The sequence below is a fragment of the Pararobbsia silviterrae genome (genome assembly GCF_003628125.1).
GTDB classification, from domain to species: domain Bacteria; phylum Pseudomonadota; class Gammaproteobacteria; order Burkholderiales; family Burkholderiaceae; genus Pararobbsia; species Pararobbsia silviterrae.
Genome location: NZ_RBZU01000001.1, coordinates 153,156 through 177,125, shown reverse-complemented (window position 1 = coordinate 177,125; position 23,970 = coordinate 153,156). Strand labels below are relative to the sequence as shown.

Annotated in this window: 22 protein-coding genes; 15 read left to right on the top strand and 7 right to left on the bottom strand. The window is 62.2% G+C overall.

Going from position 1 to position 23,970, the window contains the following annotated elements; genetic code table 11:
- Positions 1-8: 8 nt before the first annotated feature.
- Complete coding sequence (gene gspD, locus D7S86_RS00710) at positions 9-2,366, bottom strand: type II secretion system secretin GspD (RefSeq protein WP_121082160.1); 2,358 nt, start codon at positions 2,364-2,366, stop codon at positions 9-11.
- Between the two features lie 316 nt (positions 2,367-2,682).
- Here gspD and D7S86_RS00705 point away from each other — a divergent pair, with 316 nt between their 5' ends.
- The gene (locus D7S86_RS00705) at positions 2,683-3,123 is read left to right on the top strand and encodes a lytic transglycosylase domain-containing protein (protein WP_121084135.1); all 441 of its coding nucleotides are present in this window, start codon (positions 2,683-2,685) and stop codon (positions 3,121-3,123) included.
- On the opposite strand, the gene D7S86_RS30580 is transcribed toward D7S86_RS00705, so the two are convergent.
- A complete protein-coding gene (locus D7S86_RS30580) occupies positions 3,077-3,586 on the bottom strand; it encodes a hypothetical protein (RefSeq protein WP_420813205.1) in 510 nt (169 codons plus the stop codon). The genes D7S86_RS00705 and D7S86_RS30580 overlap by 47 nt on opposite strands.
- Here D7S86_RS30580 and D7S86_RS00700 point away from each other — a divergent pair.
- Positions 3,494-4,588, top strand: a complete 1,095-nt coding sequence (locus tag D7S86_RS00700; RefSeq protein WP_420813196.1) for a GTP-binding protein — start codon at positions 3,494-3,496, stop codon at positions 4,586-4,588. The genes D7S86_RS30580 and D7S86_RS00700 overlap by 93 nt on opposite strands.
- 244 nt (positions 4,589-4,832) lie before the next feature.
- Here the strand turns inward: D7S86_RS00700 and D7S86_RS00695 are convergent, their stop codons facing one another.
- Positions 4,833-5,111: an HU family DNA-binding protein gene (locus D7S86_RS00695; protein ID WP_121082154.1), complete on the bottom strand. Its 279-nt coding sequence runs from the start codon at positions 5,109-5,111 to the stop codon at positions 4,833-4,835.
- Between the two features lie 322 nt (positions 5,112-5,433).
- Between D7S86_RS00695 and mnmC1 the strand changes: the two genes are divergently transcribed.
- The 5 genes from mnmC1 to D7S86_RS00670 all read left to right on the top strand — a co-directional run bounded on the left by mnmC1 (position 5,434) and on the right by D7S86_RS00670 (position 12,564).
- Positions 5,434-7,524 carry an FAD-dependent 5-carboxymethylaminomethyl-2-thiouridine(34) oxidoreductase MnmC1 gene (gene mnmC1, locus D7S86_RS00690; RefSeq protein ID WP_121082151.1) on the top strand — a complete coding sequence of 697 codons (2,091 nt, stop codon included), beginning with the start codon at positions 5,434-5,436 and terminating at the stop codon, positions 7,522-7,524.
- A 663-nt stretch (positions 7,525-8,187) separates the two neighbouring features.
- Entirely contained in the window at positions 8,188-9,390 is a 1,203-nt protein-coding gene (locus D7S86_RS00685; RefSeq protein WP_121082148.1) for a cation:proton antiporter, read from the top strand.
- 54 nt (positions 9,391-9,444) lie between these two features.
- Positions 9,445-10,560: a YbdK family carboxylate-amine ligase gene (locus tag D7S86_RS00680; protein ID WP_121082145.1), complete on the top strand. Its 1,116-nt coding sequence runs from the start codon at positions 9,445-9,447 to the stop codon at positions 10,558-10,560.
- A gap of 465 nt (positions 10,561-11,025) precedes the next feature.
- Positions 11,026-11,748, top strand: coding sequence for a MarR family winged helix-turn-helix transcriptional regulator (locus tag D7S86_RS00675; RefSeq protein ID WP_121082141.1), 723 nt, complete (start codon positions 11,026-11,028; stop codon positions 11,746-11,748).
- Positions 11,749-12,114: 366 nt separating this feature from the next.
- A complete protein-coding gene (locus D7S86_RS00670) occupies positions 12,115-12,564 on the top strand; it encodes an SET domain-containing protein (protein ID WP_121082140.1) in 450 nt (149 codons plus the stop codon).
- 22 nt (positions 12,565-12,586) lie between these two features.
- Here D7S86_RS00670 and D7S86_RS00665 read toward each other — a convergent pair whose 3' ends face one another.
- Positions 12,587-14,035, bottom strand: a complete 1,449-nt coding sequence (locus D7S86_RS00665) for a sensor histidine kinase (protein ID WP_121082137.1) — start codon at positions 14,033-14,035, stop codon at positions 12,587-12,589.
- Between the two features lie 12 nt (positions 14,036-14,047).
- The gene (locus D7S86_RS00660) at positions 14,048-14,734 is read right to left on the bottom strand and encodes a response regulator (protein ID WP_121082134.1); all 687 of its coding nucleotides are present in this window, start codon (positions 14,732-14,734) and stop codon (positions 14,048-14,050) included.
- A 169-nt stretch (positions 14,735-14,903) separates the two neighbouring features.
- On the opposite strand from D7S86_RS00660, the gene D7S86_RS00655 reads away from it, so the two are divergent.
- Complete coding sequence (locus tag D7S86_RS00655; RefSeq protein WP_121082131.1) at positions 14,904-15,146, top strand: DUF3717 domain-containing protein; 243 nt, start codon at positions 14,904-14,906, stop codon at positions 15,144-15,146.
- A gap of 23 nt (positions 15,147-15,169) precedes the next feature.
- Here D7S86_RS00655 and D7S86_RS00650 read toward each other — a convergent pair whose 3' ends face one another.
- Positions 15,170-15,496 (bottom strand): 4a-hydroxytetrahydrobiopterin dehydratase, encoded by a 327-nt coding sequence (locus tag D7S86_RS00650; RefSeq protein WP_276313244.1) that lies wholly within the window; start codon positions 15,494-15,496, stop codon positions 15,170-15,172.
- Positions 15,497-15,722: 226 nt separating this feature from the next.
- Between D7S86_RS00650 and D7S86_RS00645 the strand changes: the two genes are divergently transcribed.
- A complete protein-coding gene (locus D7S86_RS00645) occupies positions 15,723-16,226 on the top strand; it encodes an Lrp/AsnC family transcriptional regulator (protein WP_166444081.1) in 504 nt (167 codons plus the stop codon).
- A gap of 45 nt (positions 16,227-16,271) precedes the next feature.
- Here D7S86_RS00645 and D7S86_RS00640 read toward each other — a convergent pair whose 3' ends face one another.
- Positions 16,272-16,853: a class IV adenylate cyclase gene (locus tag D7S86_RS00640; protein WP_121082127.1), complete on the bottom strand. Its 582-nt coding sequence runs from the start codon at positions 16,851-16,853 to the stop codon at positions 16,272-16,274.
- Positions 16,854-17,035: 182 nt separating this feature from the next.
- On the opposite strand from D7S86_RS00640, the gene D7S86_RS00635 reads away from it, so the two are divergent.
- The 6 genes from D7S86_RS00635 (at position 17,036) to D7S86_RS00610 (ending at position 23,966) form a co-directional block, all read left to right on the top strand.
- Positions 17,036-18,178, top strand: coding sequence for a hypothetical protein (locus D7S86_RS00635; RefSeq protein WP_121082125.1), 1,143 nt, complete (start codon positions 17,036-17,038; stop codon positions 18,176-18,178).
- A 68-nt stretch (positions 18,179-18,246) separates the two neighbouring features.
- Positions 18,247-20,025 carry a GMC family oxidoreductase gene (locus D7S86_RS00630; RefSeq protein WP_121082123.1) on the top strand — a complete coding sequence of 593 codons (1,779 nt, stop codon included), beginning with the start codon at positions 18,247-18,249 and terminating at the stop codon, positions 20,023-20,025.
- Between the two features lie 147 nt (positions 20,026-20,172).
- Positions 20,173-20,952 carry an ABC transporter ATP-binding protein gene (locus tag D7S86_RS00625; protein ID WP_121082121.1) on the top strand — a complete coding sequence of 260 codons (780 nt, stop codon included), beginning with the start codon at positions 20,173-20,175 and terminating at the stop codon, positions 20,950-20,952.
- 56 nt (positions 20,953-21,008) lie between these two features.
- Positions 21,009-21,722, top strand: a complete 714-nt coding sequence (locus tag D7S86_RS00620) for an ABC transporter ATP-binding protein (protein ID WP_240647988.1) — start codon at positions 21,009-21,011, stop codon at positions 21,720-21,722.
- Between the two features lie 126 nt (positions 21,723-21,848).
- Positions 21,849-23,054, top strand: coding sequence for an ABC transporter substrate-binding protein (locus tag D7S86_RS00615; RefSeq protein ID WP_121082118.1), 1,206 nt, complete (start codon positions 21,849-21,851; stop codon positions 23,052-23,054).
- Between the two features lie 27 nt (positions 23,055-23,081).
- Positions 23,082-23,966, top strand: coding sequence for a branched-chain amino acid ABC transporter permease (locus tag D7S86_RS00610; protein ID WP_121082116.1), 885 nt, complete (start codon positions 23,082-23,084; stop codon positions 23,964-23,966).
- Positions 23,967-23,970 lie beyond the last annotated feature (4 nt).

The window sequence follows — 23,970 nt, the reverse complement described above, 5'->3', positions numbered from 1 at the left end:
CGGTGCGGTTACTGTCCCGACGACGGGGCGGGCGAAACCGGCGCCGCCTGCGGCGCGACGTTCGGCACCGGCGTCGAGACGGCGGGCTGCGCGGGTGCCGGCTGGACCGAAATGCCGTTCGGCAGCGAGGGCGACATCGCGCCCGGCGGAATCTGTTGCGGTTGCGGCAGCGGCTGCTGTGTCTTCGGATCGACGTAGATCACGCCGAGATTGCCCGTGGCCGGCGCGCTGCCCGAACGCGGCGGCGGCAGCGGGATTTCCGTGTTCGGCACGAGGTGATTGTCGGACTTGAAGTCCGCCGTGACCGCGCGGATGTAGTCGTACCGGTCGAGCGAGACCGAGTCGCTCTGCGCGGCGTCGCGCATGATGACCGGACGCAGGAACACCATGAGATTCGTCTTCGTGCGCGACTTGCTCTCGGAGCGGAACAGGCCGCCGATCCACGGCAAATCGCCGAGCAACGGCACCTTGTTCGCGCTGTCGCTGTACTGATCCTGGATCAAACCGCCGAGCACGATGATGCGCCCGTCGTCGGACATGACCGTCGATTGGATCGAGCGTTTGTTGATCGTCGCGCCTTGCGTCGCCGTCAGCGAGGTCGTCGCCGCGACGCTCGAACTTTCTTCATAGATCTGCAGCTTGATCACGCCGCCTTCGGTGATCTGCGGCTTCACGTGCAGCGTGATGCCGACGTCCTGGCGATCGTAGGTCTGGAACGGCGAGACGGTCGACGTCGTGCCGGTCTGCGCATACGAGCCCGTCAGAATCGGAATGTTCTGGCCGACGACGATCCGCGCTTCTTCGTTGTCGAGCGTGATCATGTTCGGCGTCGACAGCACGTTGACGTTGCCGATCGTGCCGAGTGCCTGCAGCAGCGCGCCGAGCGCGAGATTGCCGCCGAAGTTATGCAGGAGACCGACGTTGAGACCTTGCTGGATCGACGACACCGCCGTGGAGAGCGCCGTCGTGCTGCCGCCCGCCACCGAGTAGCCGGCCGCGGTCAGATCGATGATGTTGTTGCCCGACGTCCCGTAGTTCGTGCCGCCGAACAGCCGCGTGTTGCCGCCGCCGACGATGCCCTGCCACTGAATGCCGAGCGCCGAGCTGTCCGAGTTCGCCATTTCGACGATCAGCGACTCGATATAAACCTGCGCGCGACGCTGATCGAGTTGATCGATCACATTGCGCAGGTTCCGGTAGACGGGGTCCGGCGCCGTGATGATCAGCGAATTCGTCGCGGCGTCGGCCTGGATCATGCCGCCGGCCTGGTTGTCGTCGGAGTTGTCCTTGCTGCTGCCGCCGAGCAAGCCGCCTTGCCCGCCCGAACTGCCCGAACCCGACGACGTCCCCATGCCGGTCGGCAGCGGCGTCGTGCTCGACGACGACGAACTCGAACTCGACGACGAACCGACGCCGCTCGACATCCCGCCGTTGTTCTGGTTGAACGAGTCCTTGCTGTTCGAACTCGACGAGGAACTCGAACCGCTCGATTCGCCGAGCATGCCGTGCAACGTCTTCGCGAGCGTCACCGCATCGGCGTTGCGCAATTGAACGACGTGCATATTGCCGGGTTCGCGCGTCGACGCATCGAGCTGGGCCACGAGGCGCTTGGCCATTTCCATGCGCGCGGCGTTCGACGTGCGCAGCATCAGCGAATTGGTCCGCGCATCGGCGAGCACGGCGACCTTGAGCGTCGCGTCGGTATTGCCGACCGCGCCCGGATCGAGCAGCTTGACGAGCTCGGCTGCAAGATCGATCGCATTCGCGTTCTTGAGCGGCACCACGGCGAGGTCGGCCTGACCGGCGCCACCGTCGATACCTTGAATGATCGATGCGATGCGCCGCACGTTATCGGCGTAGTCGGTCACGACGATCGAATTGTTCGCCGGATACGCCGCGATCGTGTTGTTCGGCGTAATCAGCGGACGCAATACGGGCAGCAGGTTGTTCGCCGATTCGCTATGAAGCTGGAAAACCTGCGTCACGACCGAGTCGCCGCGCGCGACGGGCGCATTGCCGACATAAGTCGGTACGCCTTGCAGTTTCGCATCGGCCTCGGGTACGACCTTGAGTACGCCGTGGTCGGTGACCATCGCGAAACCCTGCATGCGCAACGCGGCCGTCAAAATCTTGATGGCTTGATCCTCGGGCACCGGTTGCTCGGACACGAGGTTGATCTGACCTTTGACGCGCGGATCGACGATGATCGTCTGATTCGTCGCCGCGCCGATTGCCTTTGCGACTTGATCGATATCGGCATTGACGAAGTTGAGCGTCACCTGAGCGTGCGCCGCCGCTGCGCTCATAAGGCCCGCCAGCGCCAGTGCTCGAACGATGCGTTTCGCGGCAAACAGTTTTCTAGTCATGGATCCGTGGGAATAGCGCGCATGCTGGCAACCGTCGAACACCCCGCCAGCCGTGTCTCTTGTGCAGTCTTTCGCGTAATTTCGAACATTAACAGCTTTTCCAGCCCCGACACTTTGCTTACTGACTTCTAACATCGCGTGAGCGGTTTACACAATGCGTTCGGCAGCCGGCATGCTCGGGCGGAGCGAAATGATGCGACTGCTCAATGACAGACACAAGAAAAAACATCAGTTTATGTGGGCTACCGTGCTGTAACGCGATTTGACGAGCGGGTATGATGGCGTCGGCTCGGATCTCCAGCACGTTGCCGACCTCATGAAAACCCTGATCGCCGTCATTGCCTTACTGAGTGTTTCGCTTGCGCAAAATGCGCACGCGGATTGCTTTGACGAGGCCGCCGCGTATCAGCATGTGAATCCGTTCGTGTTACGCGCCATTGCATGGCGCGAGTCGCATAACCGCGGCGACGCGGTCCATAAGAACGACAACGGATCGACCGACTACGGTCTCATGCAGATCAATTCGATACATTTGCCGACCTTGTCTCAGTACGGCATTTCGTCCGAAACGCTCATGGAGCCGTGCAAGAACGTCTATATCGCCGCGTGGCATCTGCGCCACCAGATGAATAAGTACGGCAATACCTGGCAGGCAGTCGGTGCTTATCATTCGGCGACGCCGGCGCTGCGCGATGCCTATGCGCGAGAGATCATCGCGATCCTCGAAAAGTGGCATATCGTGACGGTCGAGCATTGAGATCGTCCGAATCCATCCGATTCCGCGACGCGTACCATACTGACTGTGTATCGAGGCCCGCGACGCCGCGCGCCGTTTTCCGATCTGATCCCGCCTTTCGATGACTGATTCGTCTTTGCGTGTCACGGCGCTGTGCGGCTTTGCCGGCGCCGGTAAATCGACCCTGTGCGCCGCGCTTGCGGCACAAGCCGCCGGGCGCCGTGTTGTGCAACTCGCGATCGGCGACCCGTTCGACGCGATGCCGCAGATCGCCGCGCATCGCGATGCCGACGCGGTCATCGTCGAACTTCCGGCCTGGGCGGAACCGATGGTCTTCGCCGAAGCATGCGTATCGGCGGGTGCCTATGCCGACGACGCGAACGAAGACGATGTGGAATCCGGACTGGAGCCCGCTTCGGTGTCCGATGAGCCGCCGGTCCACGCGCAGATCGACACGATCGTGACCGTCGTCGATGCCGTGCACTTCCTTACAGACCTTGCATCATCGGAAACCCTTGCCGAACGCGGTATCGCAGCCCCCGATCATGACGATCGAACCGTCGGCGAAGTCGTCATAGAACAGGTCGAGTTCTGCGACGTCATCGTGATCAATCATGCCGATCGCGCCGACGAAACCGCCCTCGAGCGGCTGCGCCACGTGCTCGCGAAAATCAATCCGCGCGCCGCGCAGATCGTCACGCAGTTCGGCGATGTCGAGATCGACGCGGTCGTCGACGCCCGGCGCTTCGATTTCGAAGCCGCCGCTTCGGCGCCCGGATGGCTCATGGCGCTTGAACACGATGCCGGATCGCTTGTCGACGACGATGCATTCGGCGTCGGCATGTTTGTCTATCGCGCCCGCCGCCCGTTTCATCCCGCGCGCCTTTTTGCGTTGCTTCATCAGGAATGGCAGGGCGTGTTGCGCAGCAAGGGCTATTTCTGGCTCGCATCGCGTCACGATATGGCCGGCACGCTGTCGCAAGTCGGCGGTACGTGCCGTCACGGCCCGGCCGGGTATTGGTGGGCCGCGCAGCCGCCGAGCGAATGGCCCGATGACGCGGCGTTCAAGGCCGAAATCGAGGCCGACTGGTTTTCGCTGCCGGATGCCGATGGCGTCGAAACGATTGGCGACCGACGTCAGGAACTCGTGATGATCGGTATCGATCTCGATCGCGAGGCGTGGCAGCGCGCATTCGACGCCTGCCTGCTCGACGACGCCGAGTTGTATGCCGGGTCCGACGCCTGGGCCGCATTCGACGATCCGTTTCCGCAGTGGGACGAAGATCACGATCACGAACATGACCATGACGACGGGTACGAGCGTCATGATCATGACGACCATGACTCGCGACATGCGCATGCTCGCTCGCACGATCACGCGCAAGCTGACGATCGAAGCACTCGCACGCAGGACAATTCCGGCAGCGGCCATGATCATCGTCACGCGCACGATCACGACGATGACGCATCGGGACATCGACACTGAACACCGCATGCCGAGCCGCGGAATGTGACGCGGCCGTCGTCCGGTCTGTGCGATGACGGCACGTCGCCGTCGATCGCCATCCATCGATCGAATCGCTTCAGCCGCTCCCCGCCGACACGCGGCTGCCAGACGAAAAAAAACCCGCCTTTTTGGCGGGTTTTCAGTATTCGGCCGTTCGTTTTTTCCGATCGCCTCGTGCATCCGCACGAGACCGATGGGCACCCGGCTCGAATGCGCGAACGCCTTACTTCTTGTTGACGGCGTCCTTGAATGCTTTGCCGGCGGTAAACTTGACAGTCTTGGCGGCCGGAATCTTGATCGTTTCACCGGTCTTCGGGTTACGGCCGGTGCGCGCTGCGCGCTTGCCCGAACCGAAGCTGCCGAAGCCGATCAGCTGCACTGCGTCACCCTTCGAAACGGCCTTCTTGATCACGTCGAGCAGCGTATCGAGCGTCTCGCCGGTTTGCGCCTTGCTTGCGCCCGTCTGTCCGGCGACCGAGTCGATCAGTTCCTGTTTATTCATGGAAGTCCTTTCTGAGTTAGGTTTAAACGAACGGCACAAACACGCCGATGATAGATGCGCCGATTGTGCCGTCGACCGATCAGCCCCGCCAGACAAGGCTTTGCGGGTACCAACCCGACTTGCAAAACCACGCGAGCACTCGTCGCGCGGCCATGATAACCCAACGCAAAGCCAGTAAACACGGGCGTTCGCGGGATTTTTACAAAATACAGGCATACGCGTCCAACCGAGGAACAGTTCGACACAATGCGCTGCAAGCCTTACCTACTAAGGCTTTTCGGCGCATCAACCGATTCGTTGAGGCGTAAAAACGCGGATTGACATGACACACGATCCAATGGCAATCGAGCGCTGGTCCAAATACTGGCGATCACGAGGCGTCTACACCGTGCTCGACCTGCGAAGTTCGATACGCGAGCACGTGCTGCGTCTCTGGAACGCCTGGCTTGCCGATGCGCCCGATAAGCGCTGCGCGAAACTCCAAGTCGTCGCCGTCATCGGCGAGGATGCAGACCTCCGCGCCGATCGGGGCGTTTCACGCCTGCTCGAACGCAGCATCGACGATGCGCACGCAATATTCGACGGCATCGCGCCATCCGATCCAAACGCAACACTGTCGGATACAGATCGACGCGCACGCGCACTCGACGCCGCATGGCCCGCTCGCGTAAGCGGTCTGCATCGGATCGAATTCGAGCGCGGTCAATTGACGCTCACGCTCGTACGCGAATCGATTGCCGGCGCGTTGTCGAATCTCTGGATGTGCGCGGACTGGATTGGCGTCGATCTTGAACGGATCGCGACAGTGGCGACATCGCCCGCGCATCGGGACGACGCCATCGATGCCGTGGGACTCGCAAAGGGCATCGCAAGACTCGCCGCGCATGGCGCCGTGCTTCACGTCGAAGCGTCGCACGCGGCATTTGAGAAAGCGCTGCGTCATTCGGGTTTCGAGCTCGCCGATACATCCGAAGCCCAACCCGCATGCCGACGATTTGCATTCGCGCCGAAATGGCGCGTTCGCCGGCATGAACCTCCATCGCCGGCGATCGAGCTTTTTCGTGAACACGTCCTTGAATCGGCCGAAGCAATTCGACCGATCGCGTCGACTTCATATGAAACTGACACGGTAACTTATTCGTCATTGGACTCGCCGCCCCGACACGCGACAAAGCATCGAGACCCCACGATGCACGATGTGTTGATCGTCGGCGCGGGTCTTGCGGGGTGCGCGGTCGCGGAACGTCTCGCCGCGCGCGGTTATCGTCTCGCGATCATCGACGCGGGCGAGGGTCCCGCGACCGGTGCATCGGGCAATCCGGCCGGCGTTTTTCACCCGATCGTCGCAAGTGACGACAGTCTCGCGTCGCGCGCGACACGTGCCGGATTTCTCTACGCGCTCGCATATTGGCGCGCGCTCGAACAACAGGGATTCACGTTCGACTGGCGCGCCGACGGACTCGTGCAGATCGCGACATCGCCCGAAGAAGAGACTTCGCTCAAGCACGCCGTCTCGATGCAGGATCTCCCAGACGATCTCGTTCGATATGTATCTGTTGATGATGCATATTCGATACTGGATGTCGAACCGGCTTATGGCGGTTTGTATTTCCCGCATGGCGGCATCGTCGATCCAATGTCGCTCTGTCGCGCGCAATTGCGAGCCGCGCATGCGCGAACGTCGCTGACGCAATGTTTCGGCCGCGAAGCGCATGCGCTCGAACGTCATGCCATGGGATGGCGCGTACTCGATGGCGCGGGGCGCTGTATTGCCGAGGCCGCGATCGCGATCGTCGCGAACGCGAATGACGCCACACGCCTCGCATCGCTCGACTACGCGCCGACACGACCGATTCGCGGGCAATTGTCGTGGATCGACGATGCGGGCCTCGCGACGCTTCGCCGTCCGTTGATCGGCGACGGCTACCTGTTACCGCGTCGGACTGACGCGACACACCAACTCACGGGTGCATCGTACGAACTCGATACATTCGATACCGCGCTTCGGTTATCGAGCCAGCGCGAAAACATCGATCGTCTTTCCAGACTCGTCCCATCGAGTGCACGGACGCTCGACGAATACGCGCAAGCCACGCACCTCACGGGACGTGCCGCGATCCGATGCGCGACGAGCGACCGCATGCCCATGATCGGCCAGCTCGCCGACGAGGACGCCGCGCGACGCGATGCCGCGCGGCTCGCCGGCGCATGGCCCCTCGATCTGCCGCGCGAGCAAGGCCTGTACGGCGCATACGGATACGGCTCGCGCGGACTCGTGTGGGCTGCGCTCGGCGCTGAAATCGTCGCTTCGCAGATCGCTGGCGAACCCTTGCCCGTGCCGCGTAGCCTCGCCGATGCATTCGACCCCGCGCGGTTTCTCATGCGCGCATTGCGCCAGCACGAAGTTCGCTGACGGCGTCCGGAATCGCCCGATGCCCGCCCGACGGCGCTTTGGGCGCTTATCCACACGAAGCTGTTTATAAACGGGGGATATCCCGGTCGGATTGCATGTGGATCGATTGGGTATAAGCCGGACACACCGAAAATCGTCGGCAAGGTTCTCCCGGGTTCGCCGTCGAACTCCACGATTCGCACACGCGGTTATTCGTTCTTCAAATCGCTGATAAGAAAAAGAAAAGATCGGTTATCCACAGATCGGACGGCCCTTTGTTAACTTCTACTATGTGTATACACACAAAGGCGTTAACAGAACTAAAGACCCTGTCGTCGGACCTCAATCGAGGCGGCGCGACGGCGGATTCGGGCTCTGCCCGATCCGAAATCCGAACGGCGAGCTATGGCACAATGCCCGAGCACACCCTCATGAAACGCCGGGGGCAATACCCGAACGTCCCGCTCCGACGTTCGTCCAATGGTCGGCATGCGCGCTAGATTGCTCGCGTATCCGGCATTCAGTTTTGCGATCTCGGTGTCCGGCGGATACCGCGATACGCAGCCCATGATCGAAACTGACGTCAGTCAGTGATGCATCGAACGACCAGGCATGCGGGATGCGAGTGGTGCGCATCGCGCAGATTCATGCCGGTCCGTTACCCGATAGGAGGAATGACTGCCGATGAAGTCCGCGTTCGCCTTTTTACCTGGCTGGCCATTGACCCTGGATCTTGCGTTCTGGGTCGGATTGACGCTTTTCGCAGCGGGCATTTGTGGCGAGTTGTGCTGGCGCGCTTGGCGCGTACCGAGACTCATCGGTTATGGCGTTATCGGTCTCGTGGCCGGACCCGCCGGACTCGGCGTCATCGATACCGTGCTCGCCGACGATGCGCGCTGGCTCATGGATATCGCGATCGGACTGCTGCTGTTCGAACTCGGCAGCCGTGTGAGTCTGCGATGGATTCGTCTGAATCCATGGCTCGTCGCAATGAGCGTCGGCGAAGCCGCGTTGACGTTTATCGCCGTCTGGTTCGTTCTGCATGTGCTGCACGTGCAGCCGATGACGGCCGCCGTCGCCGCGACGATTGCGATGGCGACGTCGCCCGCGATGATCATTCAACTGCGATCCGAGCTCAAAAGCGAAGGTCAGGTCACCGAACGCCTCATGACATTGAGCGCGTTGAACAGCATGTACGCGGTCGTGGTGCTCAAGCTGCTTTCCGGATGGATTCATCAGGAGTTTTACGGCAACGTCTGGGCGACGCTGATTCAACCGCCGTTTTTTATCGTGGGTTCATTGCTGCTCGCTTATGGGCTCGCGATCAGCTGCAATTTTCTGTTTCGCCGGATCAGCAGCGCCGACGAACATTCGTTTGTCGTGCTGTTTGGCCTGATTCTGCTCGCGATCGCGATTGCGCATACGCTCAAGCTGTCGACGATCATGGCCTTGCTGGCGGCGGGCATCATCTTCAAGAATCTCGATCCCCGGCCGCAGCTCTGGCCGACCCATTTCGGCACGGCCGGCTGGCTGCTGACCGTCGTGCTGTTCGGCGTGACGCTCGTCTCGTTCGAATGGAAATATATCGCGCTCGGCGGTATCGCCGCACTCGCGCTGGTCGGGGCGCGCTTCGTCGCGAAACTCGCGGGCGTACTGCTGTTCGCGCGATCCAGCGGACTGGGCTGGAAGCAGGGCGGCGCGCTCGGCGTTGCGCTGTCGCCGATGTCGGCGCTCGCGTTCTTGCTCGTCTCGGACACGTACACGCTCTATCCGAATTTCGATCCCGCACTTCGCGCGATCATCATGTGCTCGATCGCGCTGCTTCAGCTGGTCGCACCGTTGCTCATCTATCGCGCGCTTGCCGCGGTGAACGAACGCGGCCAATAAGGCCTCATGCATCGCGGTCGGTCGATGACCGACGAAAACACAGGACTCGCTCGTATGGCACTTGAAGCATTCAACCGATCCGAAGCGTTTACGTTCGGCGTCGAGCTCGAACTTCAGATCGTCAATCTGCACGATTATGATCTGACGAACGCGTCGTCCGATCTCATGAGATTGATTCGCGAGCGCAAGGTCGCCGGCGATATCAAACCCGAGATCACGGAAAGCATGATCGAGATCGCGACCGGCATTTGCACGACGTTTTCGCAGGCGCGCGATGAATTGCGGACGCTGCGCGATGCGCTGGTTTCAGCGGCCGACAAACTCAATGTCGGACTGTGCGGCGGCGGAACGCACACGTTCCAGCAATGGAACGAACGGCAGATTTTCGACGCGCCGCGCTTTCAATACCTGTCCGAACTCTACGGCTATCTCGCGAAGCAATTCACGGTATTCGGCCAGCATGTGCACATCGGGTGTCCCGAAGCGGACAGTGCGTTGTTTCTGCTTCATTCGCTGTCGCGCTATATCCCGCATTTCATTGCGTTGTCGGCGTCGTCGCCGTACGTGCAGGGTGTCGACACGGGATTTCATTCGGCACGTCTGAATTCGGTTTTTGCGTTTCCGATGTCCGGCCGCGCGCCCTACGTGCTGACCTGGGAAGGCTTCGAAGCGTATTTCTCGAAGATGATCCACACCGGCGTGATCGGCAGCATGAAGGACTTTTACTGGGATATCCGGCCCAAGCCCGAATTCGGCACGATCGAGGTTCGCGTGCTCGATACGCCGCTGTCGGTCGATCGCGCGGCTGCGCTGGCCGCCTACATTCAAACGCTCGCGCGGTACCTGTTGCTTGAACGTCCGCTGACGCTCAATGAGGACGATTATCTCGTCTACACGTTCAATCGCTTCGAAGCCTGCCGTTTCGGACTCGGCGGCACGCTTGTCGCACCCGGTACCGGCGAACGCCGGATGATCGCCGACGACGTGCTCGCGACGCTCGAACGACTGGGTCCGCATGCGGAGGCCTTGGGTTCGACCGAGGCGCTCGAGGAGATCGCGTCGATCGCGCGTAGTCAGATCAACGACGCGACGTGGTTGCGCGAGACCTATCTGCACGGCGAGTCGCTTCCCGAAGTCGTGCGTCAGCAATGCCTCCAGTGGCGCGCGTGAGGACGAATCCGATCGTCGACCGGTGACCTTGATTTTTTGTGTCAGTGGATTTCAATCGCATGCGAACTCATGCGCCGTGCGTAAGTGAGGCAGATCGGCAACCCGTTCTGATTAAGAAAAATTTCTTTTCAACGGTCGATCTGTTTGTTGGTTTAGATGTTTACGTATGTATACGTGGTAGTAGTTAACAAGCATCGGACGAAGCTGTGAGCAACACCGGTTTGCTCATTGAAATCAATGCGTTGTGTAATGGAGAACCTTAGGGATAACGACGCGGATCAGCGTGTGTAGCCGTGGAGAAATTTTCATGAAGCGGACACTGCTGTCATTTATGCAGAATCGGTACACATGGTTTACCGCTACTTATCCCGGACTTATACACAAGCATCGGTGGATAAAGTCACTGAAATGTTTTTTAGTCTCGCTTAGAATGTCGAAAAAATCAGAAGCGAGTTCGACGCGAAAATGACCAAAGCTGCGCAGACGAGTGAAGAGGCGGTAAACGGGGATCGGCCGGCGGACCGGATTACGCAGGGGTTGTTGCGCCTCAATACGGCGATGCGTAACCGGGCCTGGAACTGGGCCGAAGGCGCTGGGCTGACGCCGACGCAGGGCGAGATTCTGGTATTGCTGATGCAGCGCCGGACCGCGCTGCGTCTGAACGACATCGCACGGGAAACGGCATTGACCGCGGCGACGACGAGCGATGCGGTCAGCACGCTCGAGGAAAAAGGGCTTGTCGAAAAGCGGCGGGCCACCGACGACCGGCGCGCGCTGGCCGTCAAGCTCACGGCGCGCGGCCGTACGGCCGCCAAGCGCGCCGCGCAATGGCCGGGTTTTGTGTCGGGCGCGCTCGGTTCGCTGCGTGACGAGGAACAAACGGCGCTTTATAGCGGGTTGTTCAAGCTGATTCGCGAACTCGAGATCCAGGGCACGATGCCGGCGCACCGGATGTGCGGGACGTGCCGCTGGTTCGAAACGGGCGCCACGGCCGAAGCGGGCACGGCCCGCCGCGGCGCGCGTGCCGCGACCAAGGCCACGAAGGCGACGGCCGCGAGCCCCGCGTTCCGATGCACGACGCTGTCGCAACCGCTCGATCGCAGCTCGTTGCGTCTCGATTGCCTCGCCTACGAGGCGGCCGATGTCGCCACGCAGGCGCGTCATTGGAAGATCCTCAAGCAGGCCTGAGCATCAGGCTTGACTCTCCGGGCCGAGTATTCGGCTTGAGCACTCGGCCCGAGTATTGCGCTTGAGCTCATGCGCGATCGCGTTCAGAACGTCGCGAAACGCGCGGCATGTCGAAGCGGTCCTCCATCGGCATTCACGAATCTGGCGTGCTATTCTCGGCCGGCTCGTGAACCGGTTGCCGCTTCTGCAGCTGTTGCCTGATTGCTCTCCATGCATCGGTGCGTGCGCATGCGCATGACGATTTCGACGGTTGTCGATTTCCAAGCCGATTGAAACGGCGAGGCCACGACGGTACGATGCCGCTGCGTGTGTTCTTGCTCGGCACACCCATTCCCCATTAACGCGCTGTTTCGTAAGGATCCGTCGATGAGTTCACGCAGAGTTGTCGTGCGTCGCTCAGGTGTGCATGGCAAAGGCGTGTTTGCCGCTTCGCGCATCGCCGCTGGAGAGCAATTACTCGAATACAAGGGCGAGCGGATTTCGTGGAAGGAGGCATTGCGCCGCCATCCGCACGATCCCGATGATCCGCATCACACGTTCTATTTCGCGCTCGACAGCGGCGACGTGATCGACGGGAAATTCGGCGGCAACAGCGCGCGCTGGATCAATCACTCGTGCGCGCCGAATTGCGAGGCCGAGGAGGTCGACGGACACGTGTTCATTCACGCGCTACGTCCGATCAAGAAGGGTGAAGAACTCTTCTATGACTACGGCCTCGTCGTCAATGCGCGATATACGAAGAAGCTGCTGCGCGAATACGAATGCCGGTGCGGCGCGCCCGATTGTCGTCACACGATGCTCGCGCCCAAGGGCTGAGCCTGAGCGCGCAGGCTTGCGCTCAGGCGGCGGGCGCTGCGGCGAGCGGGAGCCGGACCACGAAGCGCGAGCCGCCGCCGGCCGAGTTCTCGTAGTGAATCGTCCCGCCGTGCAGCACGACGATATCCCGGACGATCGCGAGCCCAAGACCCGCGCCGCCTTCGAGTTCACCGTGGCCGTCGCCGCGGAAAAACCGTTTGAACAAATCCACGCGCAGGGGCGCCGGCACGCCCGGCCCGTTGTCTTCGACGACGAGTTCGGCAAGCGGCGCATCGACGGCCGTGCCGAACCGCGAGACCGAGATCGTGATGCGTCCGTCGTTGTAACGATGAGGCGGCACGTATTTGATCGCGTTGTCGATGAGGTTCGCGATCATTTCGCTGAGCAGGACCGGATTGCCGCTGACGATCAGCGGCTCGCCATGGTTGCGCTCGATCGGATCGCCATTGTCCGAGAACCCGAGGTCGACATGCCGTGCGATCGCGCGCGGCACCCATTCCGCGCCGGTTTCGAAGGCAAGCGCGGCGAGATCGACGCGCACGAAACGTTTGGTCTGCTCGCCGGGTTCCGCGCGCGCGAGCGATAACAACTGATTCGACAGACGCACGGCGCGATCGGCCGATGCGCGCAGCTCGTTGACCGCCGCGCGTTGTGCGATCTCGTCGCGGGCATGGACCGCCTGTTCGGCGTGAAGCTTGATTGCCGTCATCGGCGTGCGGAGTTGATGGGCCGCGTCGGCGATGAATTTACGCTGCGCGTCGAGCGCGAGCTTCAGCCGTTCGAGCAGGCCGTTGACCGCGCTCGTCAGCGGTCGGATTTCGACCGGCACGAAGGTTTCGTCGACTTGTTCGAGCGACGTGTGCGTTTGCTTGTTCAACGAGTCCGCGAGCGCGCCGAGCGGCCCCAACTGCTGATTCACGACGCGCCAGACGATGATCGATCCGACGAGCAGCAGGATGACCAGCGGCAGCATGATCGCCGAGAGGAATTCGGCGGCGAGCCGATAACGGCGTCCGAACCGCTGGCCGACTTCGATGACGAGCGGACGGCCGTTGACGCGCGGCGCGAGCACCTGGGCGACGCGTACGCTATTGCCTTCGAACGTGGCGTCGAACAAGGTCGCGCGATCCATGCGGCGTACGTCGATGCCTTCGAGCGGAAGATCGGGATCGCCGGCGAGTTCGATCTGACCGTCGGTCACGCGATAGACGAGTTGTTCGACGGGATCCGAGAACATCGCCTCGGCGAGCGACGGTACCGTTTCGTCGGCACGGTCGCCCGACACGTGGACTTCTTGTGCAATGGCAGTCGCGAGATCGGACAGCGAACGGTCGACGACGCGTTCGGTGTATTGAAGGGCGAGTCCGAACGCGATCAAGCCGCTCGCGATCGCGAGCAGCGAAAACGGTGCCGCGAGCCGGCGCAACAGCGACCGGCGCAGGCTCGGTGCCGCTCCCGTGCGCAACGGCATGCGGATCCTGACTTACGAAGCGGGACGGATTTCCTGGAGCAGATACCCGAAGCCGCGCACCGTGACGATTTCGACGCGGCAGTTCTCGAGCTTGCGGCGCACGCGGTGAACATAGACTTCGATCGCCGTGTCGCCGAGATCGCCGCCGAAGTGCGTGAGGTGATCCTGGAGCTGTGCCTTGCTGACGACGCGGCCATGACGCAACAGCAGCAGTTCGAGCACGGCGAATTCGCGCGGCGAGAGTTCGAGTGCCTTTTCGCCATTGAAGATCCGGCGATCGACGCCCGACAGACGCAGGCCGCCGAGCGTGACTTCGGGGCGCGGCACATCGTTGTGCGGACCGCTGCGGCGCATGACCGCACGGATCCGCGCTTCGAGTTCGGCGGGTTCGAACGGCTTGATCATGTAGTCGTCCGCGCCGACGTTGAGACCTTGGACGCGATCGTGAAGCTCGTCGCGCGCGGTCAGCACGATGACGGGCGTATGGCGGTTGCCCTGACGGAAACGCGTGAGCAAGGTCATGCCGTCGATGCCGGGCAAGCCGAGATCGAGAATCACGAGTTCATGCCGGTTCTGCGTGAGTGCCTGCTCGGCAAAAATACCGTCGTGAACCATGTCGACGGTGAATCCAGCCTGTTCGAGGCTGCTCTGGATGCCGCGTGCGATCGGGCGGTCGTCTTCAATCAGCAGGAGTCGCATGTCTTTCACTCAAGTACAATTTCCGGAATCATCCGGGGGCCCGCAGTCTCCCGATGGCGACCGCGACGACATCGCGAACGGCACATTCAGGGTATCTGCCGGACAGCGTCTGCGCGGCATTCATTTCGCGCTTGCCGGCCAAAGGCAGCGTTCTCGACATCGGACTCGCATGCCCGACATCTCCATCACCGAACTCGAAGCCGCAATCAATTTCTGGCGGAACCGCTCACCGTCGCATGGCGATGAAATGACGCTCGGTGCGGAAGCCAGCGCGCTAAGCAAACCTTATGCGCAAATGATTGTACAGCGCCGAAACTTCATTGACCTTACGGAGCTTGACAAGCAGGCACTCGATGCCTGGCAGGTGTTCATCGCCGTATCGTCGTCTCCCGAGGCGGGCAATGCAAGCTGATTCCCGCATCGGACGCCACCCGGTTAACCCGCAGGCGCGATGCCGTTAATGAATGCCGCAAGGTCGATATCACGTTGCGTGATCCCCTCGGCTTCATGCGTCGACAAGGTGATTTCGACGCGGTTATAGACGTTGAACCATTCCGGGTGGTGATTCATTTCCTGGGCTTTGATGGCGATACGCGTCATGAATCCGAACGCCGCGTTGAAATCCTCGAATCGAAAGGATTTTTGCAATGCGTCGCGACCGACCGCGGGTTCCCATCCCGGCAACGCGGACAGCTTTGATTTGCGCTCTTCCGCCGTGAGCTTCGTGATCATCTCGATGTCCTCCTGTAACTGGGTGCGCACGGACCGTTCCCGCATCGATACCGTCCGGACGGAATTGATGCACTGCAACGCAAACGAACCGTACGATATCGACTCGATTTAAGCGGAGCGGCGCCGATCGGTTCGCTATGCAAAGTGTATTCGCCGAATCGCACGAAATCGATCTGCCATGGCGCGTCCACATGGATGCCGATACCGGCTATGCGATACTGCCGCATCAAACCGGCGAACGATGCGGAGCGCAATCATGGTTGAACTCGATCATTTCGATCTGGCGTTGCTCGACGTCCTCCAGCGTTTCGGACGTGCGACGCATCAGCAGCTCGGCGAACAAGTCCCGCTTTCGGCTTCCCAGATCGGCCGTCGTTTGCAGCGCCTCGAATCGATCGGCGTCATCGACGGCTATCGCGTCGTGTTACGCCCCGAAATGCTTGGACTCAGCGTGACGGCCTTCACGAGTCTGCGACTCAAGCATCATGGCGATTCGATCATCGACCAGTTCCAGGAACAGATCGAACTGCTGCCCGAGGTGCTCGAATGTCATGCGGTGGTCGGGGATGCCGATTATCTGCTGCGCATCGTCGCGCCGGATCTCAATGCGCTGTCGGCCTTCGTCATGAAAAAGCTGATGCGCGTACCGGGCGTCGACAGCGTGCGCTCGAACATCGTGCTGACGACGTTCAAGCGCTCGGGACCGCTGCCGCTCGGGCACCTTTCCGATGGCAATCGCCTGGCCTTGCCGAAGTCCTGATTCGGCCGGCAAGACCGGATCAAGACTTCCGAACGGTTCGCGCGTTCAACGCGCGGGCGGCCAGGCGGCTTCGATCGCTTCGGCGGCGCCGTTTTCGCTCGGGCTTGGCGCGTAGTGCGGATCGAGCAGGTCGGCATACGACATCGGAACCAGATCGCGCTCGGACACGCCGAGCTTTTCGAACATCTCGCGCGCTTCGCGATAGCCCGCCTCTTCATCCTCGTCCTGCTTGAGCACGACCTCGAGTTCGAGGAACGCGCCGAGGTTGTCGACATTGTCGAGATGAATACGCGTGCGGCCGACCAGATAGACCGTCCGTTCCTTCTGGACGATCGTGCGAACCTTGAGGGCCGCCGCGAGCAGCGCGAGCATTGCGTCAGCGTCGCTGACCGGGCTCTTCTGGTAATACGACACCTTCGGGCCGTCGCGGTCGTCGCGTTGATAGAAGATCAGTTCCGCGCGCTGACCGTCGTCGAAGCGGCGCAGCTTCAGGCGTCCCGAACGGATTTCAAAAAACGTGTCTTCCTGGCGGTAATGCATCGGCGCCTGGTCGGCGAGGGCGGCCGCGCGTTCGCGCAAACCGTCGTAGTCACGGGCGTGTGCCTTGATCTCGATATTACGGGCCATGAAGTTCTCCAGTCGTCGAACAAAGAGTGTACCGACATGATTGTGACGGAACGGTGGTGCACGTCACGTTACACGAAACATGGGGCGTGTTTCAGCCGACGCGCGCTGAACAACTCCGGCAAGTCATGAGAAGCGCGCGGGCGGACAGTCGAGGCCGTGATCGACAGTCTCCGGAGAATCTCATGCCTGGTCCGTCTTCCGTATCGAAAGCCGCCGCGTCGAGTCCGCGTTCGCCTGGCGCGCACGTGCCGCGACGCTCGGCGCGCGGCGCAGACACCGTGTTGCGCGTCAGTGTCGCCGTCACGCCGTCGATAGTCAGCCTACCCGAACGCGATACCGCGGTGTCGCGCCCGCGGTGCGTATCGATGCCGCGACGTGCATTGAGCGTGCTGCCGCAACCGTCTCTGATCACGGCCCTGGACTTCTGGGGCGATGTGTTTGCCGACCCCCTCTCGAACCGCTGGCTGGTCGGCGATTCGCTCGTTCCGAATGTCGCGGCCTGCATCGCGGCCTGCATGACGATTCTGAGGCCGCCGTCCGACCTACGCGCCACCGCAACGCTTGAGCGTCTGCTCCGATCGCCATATCTGATGCAGGCCGTGATGCTCGTCATGCGTTGCGCGCGGGCGTGCGATCGGGTTTTCGCGCTCAATCTCAATACCGCATATCTGCACGTGCTGCGCGCGGCCTGTCTGGTGCGTTGCGTCGAACCGGGCTCGGTGCTCAATCTGCTGTTCGGCCGTAACGGATTTGCGCTCGAAAACGTGTATACGGTTTATGAGGTGCCGTCGTTTGCGCGACATCTCGAAACGATGGCCGAATGTCCGCGACATCTTGCGTTCGAGTTCGCGAGCGCTGCCGACGCCGCGTTGCGAGAGGGGCGCTGGCGTGTTTCCGAAGTCGAAGAACGCGCACGCAGACGCGGCGAGTTGCTCGTGGAGAAGGGGTATGGGTCGCGCGCGACGCAAAATTTCTATTCGGCGATCGCGCTCGGACGCGTTCAGAACACGGCACTCTTGCGCGCGCTCGATTTTCACGGCCTGCTTCCGACTTCCGCCGAATGCATGAGCAAGGGTTCGTATTGGCGCGGTCGAGCGCTCGATCGTGCATTGTTGCCGTGGAGAGGGACGTCGCTCCATGTCTTTTTCAATGCCGCGCGGACCGACGCGTGCGCGGTGCCGTGGACAGCGCACGACCGGGGTCGTTGGGTCGATTCGATGCTCAGAGGCCCGTTTGCGTGCGCATCGCTCGTGACGCTGCGCGAGCGGTATCGCGAGCGCGAAAGCGTGTCGGCCGACACGCGCATCGCGCACGGATTCGGATGACGATCGGCGGCGGTCGTAGAATGACCGCACAACAAGCCGATTCACGGATGCGTTGACCGATCGCGGTCATGGCGCGGCGAGTCGGTTCGAGCGCGGAGGAGACGGCCGTGGCGCATCAGGAAGGCGAGTTCGACTATGTGATCGTGGGGGCGGGCACGGCCGGATGCGTGCTCGCGAACCGATTGACCGAGGATCCGTCGGTCAGCGTGCTCTTGCTCGAAGCGGGCGGCAAGGACGACTATCACTGGATCCATATCCCCGTCGGCTATCTCTATTGCATCGACAATCCGCGCACGGACTGGCGCTACCGCACGCGCGGCGAGCCCGGACTGCACGGACGTTCGCTCGGCTATCCGCGCGGCAAGGTGCTCGGGGGATCGTCGTCGATCAACGGCATGATCTACATGCGCGGCCAGCAAGGCGACTACGACGGCTGGGCGCGCGCGACCGGCGATCCGGGATGGTCGTGGGACGCGGTTTTACCGTTGTTCAAGCGCAGCGAAGACCATCACGGCGGCGCGAACGCGTGGCATGGGGCGGGCGGCGAATGGTGCGTGAGCCGCCAACGGTTGCGCTGGAAGATTCTCGACGCGTTTGCGACGGCGGCCGTACAGGCGGGTATTCCCGCGACGCCTGATTTCAATCGGGGCGACAACTTCGGCGTCGGGTATTTCGAGGTCAATCAGAAGGGCGGCTTGCGCTGGAGCGCGGCGAAGGGGTTTCTCAGGCCCGCATCGAAGCGCCCGAATCTGACGATCATGACGGGTGCGCAGACGACGAGGTTGCTGTTCGCGCCGCGCGACGACGACGCGGCAGCAGACGCTCGCCGCGCGACGCATGGCGCCGCGCATGACCGGCCGCCCGTGCGTTGCCGTGGTGTCGAGTTTCTCGGCGGCGGCGTGTTGCGCGAAGCGCGCGCGCGGCGCGAGGTCCTGCTCGCCGCGGGTGCCGTCAATTCGCCGCAGTTGCTCGAATTGTCAGGCATCGGGCAGCCCGAGCGGCTCGCCTCCTTGGGTATTCCCGTCGTGCAGCCCTTGCGGGGCGTCGGCGAAAATCTGCAGGACCACCTGCAATTGCGCATGAGCTTCAAGGTCCGCAATGTAACGACGTTGAATACGCTTAGCGCGCGATGGTGGGGCAAACTTGCAATCGGCTTGCGCTATGCGCTCACGCGGACCGGGCCGATGTCGATGGCGCCGTCGCAGCTCGGCGCATTCGCGCATTCGGGTGAGGACCCGACGGGCCGTCCCGACCTCGAATACCATGTGCAGCCCTTGTCGCTCGATCGTTTCGGCGAGCCGCTGCATGCGTTTGGTGCATTCACGGCGTCGGTCTGTCACGTGCGGCCGACTTCGCGCGGCAGTGTGCATATCGTCTCGGCCGATCCGTTGACGCCGCCCGAGATCGCGCCGAACTATCTGAGCACCGACTACGACCGGCGCGTTGCGATGCACGCGCTGCGGCTCACGCGCCGTATCGTCGCATCCGATGCGCTGGCGCCGTTTGTGCCCGACGAATTCAAGCCGGGCTCGGTATTCGAGACCGATGCGGAACTCGTCGAGGCCGCGGGCGCGATCGGTACGACGATCTTTCATCCGGTCGGCACATGTCGGATGGGACGTGCCGACGAACCCGACACAGTGGTCGATAGCCATCTTCGCGTGATCGGCGTCGAGGGGTTGCGCGTCGTCGATGCGTCGGTCATGCCGACCATCACATCGGGCAACACGAATTCGCCGACGGTCATGATTGCCGAGCGGGCGGCCATCTTGATCCGGGCCGGTCACATTTCCACGATGTCCGATGCGCAGACGGACGCCCTCGCCGAGGTGCTCGCTTCACATTGATGCGGTCGCGCACATCGTGCGCGACGCGCAAGCGGGCGTTCGACGCGAGCCGGCCACCGGCGCGGGTAAGTGCAAATCCCGATGAGTCGGGTTGCGCGCGTGCGCGACAATCGACGGACTCGAAGGCTGGCTAACCCGGCAGGACACATGGCGCACAACGACACGATCCTGGAGACACGGGGCCTGACGAAGGAATTCCGTGGATTTACCGCCGTGAACGAGGTGAACCTGCGCGTGCGCCGCGGGAGCATTCACGCATTGATCGGCCCGAACGGCGCGGGCAAGACCACCTGCTTCAATCTGCTGACCAAGTTTCTGGTCCCGACCTCGGGGCAGATCGTATTCAACGGCGTCGACATCACGCGCGAGCGTCCCTCGCAGATCGCCTGTCGCGGGATCATCCGTTCGTTTCAGATCTCGGCGGTCTTTCCGCATTTGACCGTCCTGCAGAACGTGCGCATCGGACTTCAGCGCGCGGTCGGCACGGCGTTTCATTTCTGGCGCAGCGCGCGATCGCTCGACACGCTCGATGCGCGCGCAATCGAACTGCTCGACGAGGTCGGTCTTGCCGACTATGCGCAATGGCGCGCGGTTGAACTGCCGTATGGCCGCAAGCGTGCGCTCGAAATCGCGACGACGCTCGCGATGGATCCCGAACTCATGCTGCTCGACGAACCGACCCAGGGCATGGGGCATGAAGACGTCGATCGCGTGACCGCGCTGATCCGCAAGGTCGCCGCGGGCCGTACGATCTTGATGGTCGAGCACAACATGAACGTGATCGCCGGCATTTCGGATCGCATCACGGTTCTTCAGCGCGGCGAAGTGCTGGCCGAAGGGACGTACGACGAAGTCTCGGCGAATCCGCAGGTTGTCGAGGCTTATATGGGCAGTGCCGCCGACGGTCTGCGCGGAGCCCACGCATGAACGCGCCCGTGAAGCCCGAAACCGAGGGCGCGCTGCCCGCGCTGACGCTCGAATCGATGCCCGCGCTCGAACTCGCGGGACTCGAGGCCTGGTATGGCGAGTCGCATATTCTTCATGGCGTCGATCTGACCGTCGGACGCGGCGAAGTGGTCACGCTGCTCGGCCGCAACGGCGCGGGACGCACGACGACACTGCGCGCGATCATGGGACTCACGGGACGTCGCAGGGGATCGATCCGCATCGCGGGCGACGAAACGATCGACTTGCCGACGTATCGGATCGCATCGCTGGGCGTCGGATATTGCCCTGAGGAGCGCGGCATCTTCGCGAGCCTGTCCTGCGAGGAAAACCTGCTGCTGCCGCCCGTGCGCGTCAAGGGCGACGCGGCGCGCAATGCGATGTCGGTCGACGAGATCTACACGATGTTCCCGAATCTGCGCGAGCGGCGCGCGAGCCAGGGCACGCGCCTCTCGGGCGGCGAGCAGCAGATGCTCGCGGTCGCGCGGATTCTTCGTACGGGCGCGAATCTGCTGCTGCTCGACGAGATTTCGGAAGGGCTCGCGCCTGTGATCGTCCAGGCGCTCGCGCGGATGATTCTCGCGCTCAAGGCGCGCGGCTTCACGATCGTGATGGTCGAACAGAATTTCCGTTTCGCGGCGCCGCTCGCGGACCGGTTCTATGTCATGGAGCACGGACGCATCGTCGAGCATTTCGCCGCGCGCGAGCTCGAAGCGAAGATGCCGGTGCTCAACGCGTTGTTGGGCGTCTAGCGCGTGCGTGAGTCGTGATGCGCGCCGTGTCGGCGCGCATGTCGTGTGCCGGATGAACGCGAGGGCCGTGTGCCGCGCGTGTGGGATTTCTGCGTCGGACAACTGTTTATCGGGGGAGACATCACCATGACGAAGTTCAAGCGAGTGGCGGTTGCCGTGGGAAGCGTGATGGCGGCATGTGCGGCGCTGCCTGCGCACGCGGCGGACGATGCGGTCAAGATCGGCTTGATCACCGATATGTCGGGGCTCTATGCCGATATCGACGGGCAGGGCGGCGTCGAAGCCATCAAGATGGCGATCGCCGATTTCGGCGGCAAGGTGCTCGGCAAGCCGATCGAATTCGTGTCGGCCGATCACCAGAACAAGGCCGACATCGCGGCATCGAAAGCGCGCGAATGGTTCGATCGCGACGGCGTGACGCTGCTGGTCGGCGGCACGAACTCGGCGACGGGGCTCTCGATGAACACCGTCGCGGGCGAGAAGAAGAAGGTCTACATCAATATCGGCGCGGGCGCCGACACGTTGACCAACGAGCAATGCACGCCCTATACCGTCCACTATGCGTACGACACGATGGCGCTCGCGCGCGGCACGGGGTCGGCGGTCGTCAAGCGCGGCGGGAAATCGTGGTTCTTCCTGACGGCCGACTATGCGTTCGGCAAGTCGCTCGAGAAGAACACGGCCGATGTCGTCAAGGCGTCGGGCGGCACGGTCGTCGGTCAGGTGCTGCATCCGCTCAACGCATCGGATTTTTCATCGTTCCTGTTGCAGGCGCAGACGTCGAAGGCCCAGATCCTCGGGCTTGCGAACGCGGGCGGCGACACGGTCAACTCGATCAAGGCCGCGAAGGAGTTCGGCGTCAACAAGACGATGCAGCTCGCGGGCTTGCTCATGTTCATCTCGGACGTGCATAGCCTGGGCCTCGACGCGACGCAGGGCATGTACGTGACCGACAGCTGGTACTGGAACAAGGACGACGAGACACGCAAGTTCTCGTCGCGTTTCTTCGACAAGACGCGCAAGGAGCCGACGAGCGTGCAGGCCGCCGATTACTCGGCCGTCACGACGTATCTGAAGGCGGTCCAGGCGGTCGGCAGCACCGATGCCGACAAGGTCATGGCCGAACTCAAGAAGACGAAGATCAACGACTTCTACGCGCAAGGCGGCTATGTGCGCGAAGACGGCGTGATGGTCCACAACATGTACCTGATGCAGGTCAAGAAGCCGAGCGAGTCGAAGGAGCCGTGGGACTACTACAACGTGGTCGAGACGATTCCGGGCGAGCAGGCGTTCGGCACGAAGGCCGAGACGCGTTGCGCGCTCTGGAAGTAACCGGCACAGACGCGAGACCCACGACGCATGGATATCTTAGGCATACCGTTACCGGCGCTTCTGAGCCAGTTGCTGCTCGGGCTCGTCAACGGATCGTTCTACGCGATCCTGAGTCTCGGTCTCGCGGTCATTTTCGGGCTGCTCAACGTCATCAACTTCGCGCATGGCGCGACGTTCATGCTCGGCGCGATGTGCGCATGGATGGGGCTCGAATATGCGGGACTGCCGTACTGGGCGATGCTCGTCATCGCGCCGGTCGTCATCGGCATCGCGGGCATGGCGTTCGAGCGCCTGCTGCTGCGATGGATCTATTCGCTCGATCATCTCTACGGACTGCTGCTCACGTTCGGTCTGACGCTCGTCGTCGAAGGGATCTTTCGCGCGATCTACGGTTCGTCGGGGCAGCCCTATGACGGTCCCGCGCTGCTCGCGGGGGCGACCGATCTCGGCTTCATGGTGTTGCCGAACTATCGCGCATGGGTTGTCGTCGCGTCGCTGACGGTCTGCTTCGCGACGTGGTTCCTTATCGAGAAGACGCGTCTCGGTGCATATCTGCGCGCGGGAACCGAGAACCCGAAGCTGGTCGAGGCGTTCGGCATCAACGTGCCGTTGATGGTCACGCTGACGTACGGATTCGGCGTCGCGCTCGCGGCCTTCGCGGGCGTGCTCGCCGCGCCCGTGATCCAGGTCTCGCCGTTGATGGGGCAGCCGATGATCATCACGGTGTTCGCCGTCGTCGTCATCGGGGGCATGGGGTCGATCTTCGGCGCGATCGTGACAGGGCTCGGGCTCGGATTGATCGAAGGCCTCACGCGCGTGTTCTATCCGCAAGGATCCGCGACCGTCGTCTTCGTGATCATGGCGCTCGTGTTGCTCGTGCGGCCCGCCGGCTTGTTCGGCAAGGAACGATAGGAGA

Bases quoted from the DNA above. Each gene is read 5' to 3' on its own strand.
- gspD (WP_121082160.1), bottom strand. From the start codon at position 2,366: ATGACTAGAAAACTGTTTGCCGCGAAACGCATCGTTCGAGCACTGGCG.
- D7S86_RS00705 (WP_121084135.1), top strand. From the start codon at position 2,683: ATGAAAACCCTGATCGCCGTCATTGCCTTACTGAGTGTTTCGCTTGCG.
- D7S86_RS00695 (WP_121082154.1), bottom strand. From the start codon at position 5,111: ATGAATAAACAGGAACTGATCGACTCGGTCGCCGGACAGACGGGCGCA.
- mnmC1 (WP_121082151.1), top strand. From the start codon at position 5,434: ATGACACACGATCCAATGGCAATCGAGCGCTGGTCCAAATACTGGCGA.
- D7S86_RS00685 (WP_121082148.1), top strand. From the start codon at position 8,188: ATGAAGTCCGCGTTCGCCTTTTTACCTGGCTGGCCATTGACCCTGGAT.
- D7S86_RS00680 (WP_121082145.1), top strand. From the start codon at position 9,445: ATGGCACTTGAAGCATTCAACCGATCCGAAGCGTTTACGTTCGGCGTC.
- D7S86_RS00675 (WP_121082141.1), top strand. From the start codon at position 11,026: ATGACCAAAGCTGCGCAGACGAGTGAAGAGGCGGTAAACGGGGATCGG.
- D7S86_RS00670 (WP_121082140.1), top strand. From the start codon at position 12,115: ATGAGTTCACGCAGAGTTGTCGTGCGTCGCTCAGGTGTGCATGGCAAA.
- D7S86_RS00665 (WP_121082137.1), bottom strand. From the start codon at position 14,035: ATGCCGTTGCGCACGGGAGCGGCACCGAGCCTGCGCCGGTCGCTGTTG.
- D7S86_RS00660 (WP_121082134.1), bottom strand. From the start codon at position 14,734: ATGCGACTCCTGCTGATTGAAGACGACCGCCCGATCGCACGCGGCATC.
- D7S86_RS00655 (WP_121082131.1), top strand. From the start codon at position 14,904: ATGCCCGACATCTCCATCACCGAACTCGAAGCCGCAATCAATTTCTGG.
- D7S86_RS00645 (WP_166444081.1), top strand. From the start codon at position 15,723: ATGGTTGAACTCGATCATTTCGATCTGGCGTTGCTCGACGTCCTCCAG.
- D7S86_RS00640 (WP_121082127.1), bottom strand. From the start codon at position 16,853: ATGGCCCGTAATATCGAGATCAAGGCACACGCCCGTGACTACGACGGT.
- D7S86_RS00635 (WP_121082125.1), top strand. From the start codon at position 17,036: ATGCCTGGTCCGTCTTCCGTATCGAAAGCCGCCGCGTCGAGTCCGCGT.
- D7S86_RS00630 (WP_121082123.1), top strand. From the start codon at position 18,247: ATGGCGCGGCGAGTCGGTTCGAGCGCGGAGGAGACGGCCGTGGCGCAT.
- D7S86_RS00625 (WP_121082121.1), top strand. From the start codon at position 20,173: ATGGCGCACAACGACACGATCCTGGAGACACGGGGCCTGACGAAGGAA.
- D7S86_RS00620 (WP_240647988.1), top strand. From the start codon at position 21,009: ATGCCCGCGCTCGAACTCGCGGGACTCGAGGCCTGGTATGGCGAGTCG.
- D7S86_RS00615 (WP_121082118.1), top strand. From the start codon at position 21,849: ATGACGAAGTTCAAGCGAGTGGCGGTTGCCGTGGGAAGCGTGATGGCG.
- D7S86_RS00610 (WP_121082116.1), top strand. From the start codon at position 23,082: ATGGATATCTTAGGCATACCGTTACCGGCGCTTCTGAGCCAGTTGCTG.